At 60.8% G+C, this 2506-nt stretch carries 3 protein-coding genes and 1 pseudogene; 1 reads left to right on the forward strand and 3 read right to left on the reverse strand.

What is annotated here, in order from left to right; translation table 11 throughout:
- Positions 1–101: 101 nt before the first annotated feature.
- The 3 genes and pseudogenes from EOA33_RS41590 to EOA33_RS41600 all read right to left on the reverse strand — a co-directional run.
- Complete coding sequence (locus tag EOA33_RS41590; protein WP_348628275.1) at positions 102–386, reverse strand: MFS transporter; 285 nt, start codon at positions 384–386, stop codon at positions 102–104.
- A complete protein-coding gene (locus tag EOA33_RS41595; protein ID WP_348628276.1) occupies positions 325–621 on the reverse strand; it encodes an MFS transporter in 297 nt (98 codons plus the stop codon). Before EOA33_RS41595 ends, EOA33_RS41590 begins: the two co-directional genes overlap by 62 nt.
- 92 nt (positions 622–713) lie before the next feature.
- Positions 714–1752: pseudogene (locus EOA33_RS41600) on the reverse strand (MFS transporter); the annotation flags it as partial.
- 366 nt (positions 1753–2118) lie between these two features.
- Between EOA33_RS41600 and EOA33_RS31970 the strand changes: the two are divergent.
- A partial coding sequence (locus tag EOA33_RS31970; RefSeq protein ID WP_245482498.1) for a MucR family transcriptional regulator occupies positions 2119–2506 on the forward strand: 388 nt, incomplete at its 3' end.

Consider the following 2506-nt stretch of genomic DNA (forward strand, 5'->3'; position numbering starts at 1 on the left):
TGCGATACCGTGCGCGAACATGCGAACCGGCTGCGCCAATTGTTCCAGGACGGAACCCGGTGCTCGACCATCAGTCTCATCCCCGCCGAGGCTTCGTGCGATCACCGTCGGAACAAGAAGCTTCCCGACTGTTCCCGCCTGCGAGTCGCCCCGGTCGGACGCTCGATCGCAAGCCTGGTGCGGGGCGGAACCTCTCCCGTATGCAGTTCGCAGAGGCGCTGGTCCACCCCCTTGTCCTCTGCAGTCAGGCGATGGTTGAGGCGAAGATAGTCCATCCAGGTCGGCGTGCGAAATGTTTCTGTCCAATGCAACGGGTCCTGCAGATCACGCTGCAGGTTCCAGTGCCGGGCGCCGGCGCGGCTTTGCACGCGGCGTCGTTCCTGCATCTGGTCGAGGAAAGCTTCGAGATTGGTTTCCGGTATGGTACTCGATCTTGACCACGATCGGGCCGCTTCTCGACTTCAACTCGAGGGCGAGCGCTGGGGTTTCGAAGCCAAGAGAATCCTGGTCGGCCTCTTTCCATTGACGGATGGGCACCAGCAACCCGGTGGCGGCAACCAACAGCAAGGCGCCGGCAGAGCTTTCTAACGCCAGAGTGAGCGAATAGTTTTCGGCCACCACGCCCCACAGCCAGCTGCCGGCCGCGACGCCTCCCGACGAGAGGTGGAGTAGATCGAGAGTGTGCGGCCACCGACCCACCGCGGGCTCGACAATTGCACGCTCACGTCAAGCCCGGTCCAGGTGACGACCCAGCCCGCACCGCCTAGCGTCAAGGCGATGGCGGCTACCACCAGTGAAGGCGTGAAAGCAAGAGCCAGACAGCACGCCGCGCAGGCGATGCACGCCAGTGTCGTCAAGCGCTCCTGCGACAGCGAGCGTCTCAGCGCGTTGTTGGAAATGCCGGCGCACAAGGCGCCCGCTCCAAATCCAGCCATGAGGACACCATAGGCGATCGGCCCTCCCCCGATCTGGTCCCGGGCAACGAGGCAGCAGCGCCAGGATCGAGATGCTGGTCAGTCCAAACAGGGTTCCGCGCGCGATTGCCGCCTTGATCTCTCCCGACAGCGCTGTGAAGCGCGCGCCGTCATCGATGGCCGTGGTCAATGGCTCACGGGGAAGAGGCGAAGCGCGACCGCTCCATTTGCAGAGTCCTATCGCCCACAGCATCCCTAGATAGGTCAGCGTCGCCAGCGCGAAAGCTGTCAGCGGTCCGAAGGAGGCCACAACGACGCCGCCGAGCGCCGGACCGATGCTTCGCATGGCATTGTAGCCGACCGAAATCAATGTGACAGCGGCCGGAACTTCGCGCTTTCGCAGGATATCGCCGACGGAAGCGTGCCAGGCCGGGTCAGTGAAAGCGGCGCCGCATCCGGCCAAGCAGCTGAAGGCGAGGATCATCCAGGGATTGTAAAATCCCAGCCCGACGAGAACAGTCAGCATTATCGAGGACAAGGCAATTACGCACCAGCCAAGCGCCATGAACATTACGGCGGCTGAAATTTGGTGCAGACCTCGACGACGCTGCCCGTATTCGTTCTGTCGATCTTCGCCGGGGCCATTGCCGACAAAGGCGACCATCACGTCCGAGGTCGAGATGGTCGCCATCAGCCAGCTGACCGCAACCGTCTGAAACATCCAGCCCAGACCGGACACCTGTGCGGCAAGCCAGATCGCGCGAAAGGTGGGGCTCTCCAGCGGCGCGAACGTCGCCGACGAAACGGAAGCTGCGTCCGCGCGCGCCACCGTGCTCATTGGGCGAGCCCTTCTCTGTTCGTGAAGACGTTTAGTTGGAGATTTCTCCCTTTGGCGCACTTGCCTATGGAGAGTGGCAGGATCAGGGCATTACAAGTGCCGAACCGAAGTAATTTTCGATGGCTGCTTCAAAGCCAAAACGAAACCGTCCTGCTGGAAACACCTGCCCATCCGCGCCTTAACACCCGAATCGATCGTTCTACTGGAAGTTTTCCGCGGCGGCGATGTGTCTATTCATGCGCGTATGGCTCGCGCCGCTTTGAGAAGACCGTATTGATGGGTAGAACGCAACTTTCATTGCGTTCTGTGGCTGGCTTCATTAATCAAACTGAATTTTGCAGAAGCCATCAAAATCAGGAGCATTCCGTGACAGAAGAAATCGAGAACAATAGTGATGCCCTCATCGAGCTTACCGCCGACGTCGTCTCGGCCTACGTATCGAACAATCCGGTCCCCGTGGGCGATCTTCCGGGCCTGATCGACCAGGTGCATGCCGCCTTAAAAGGCACGATCGGTGGCCCGGTCGTGAAGCCTGAGGAGCTCAAGCCTGCCGTTCCCATCAGGAAATCGGTCACGCCCGACTACATCATCAGCCTGGAGGACGGAAAAAAATTCAAGTCGCTGAAGCGGCATCTCGCGACCCATTATGGTCTGACGCCTGAAGAATACCGCGCCAAGTGGGGCCTGCCGGCAGACTATCCGATGGTCGCCCCGAGCTATGCCGCGACGCGCTCGGCTTTAGCCAAGACCATGG

It is taken from the genome of Mesorhizobium sp. M4A.F.Ca.ET.050.02.1.1 (genome assembly GCF_003997725.1).
In the GTDB taxonomy this organism is placed as follows: Bacteria; Pseudomonadota; Alphaproteobacteria; order Rhizobiales; family Rhizobiaceae; genus Mesorhizobium.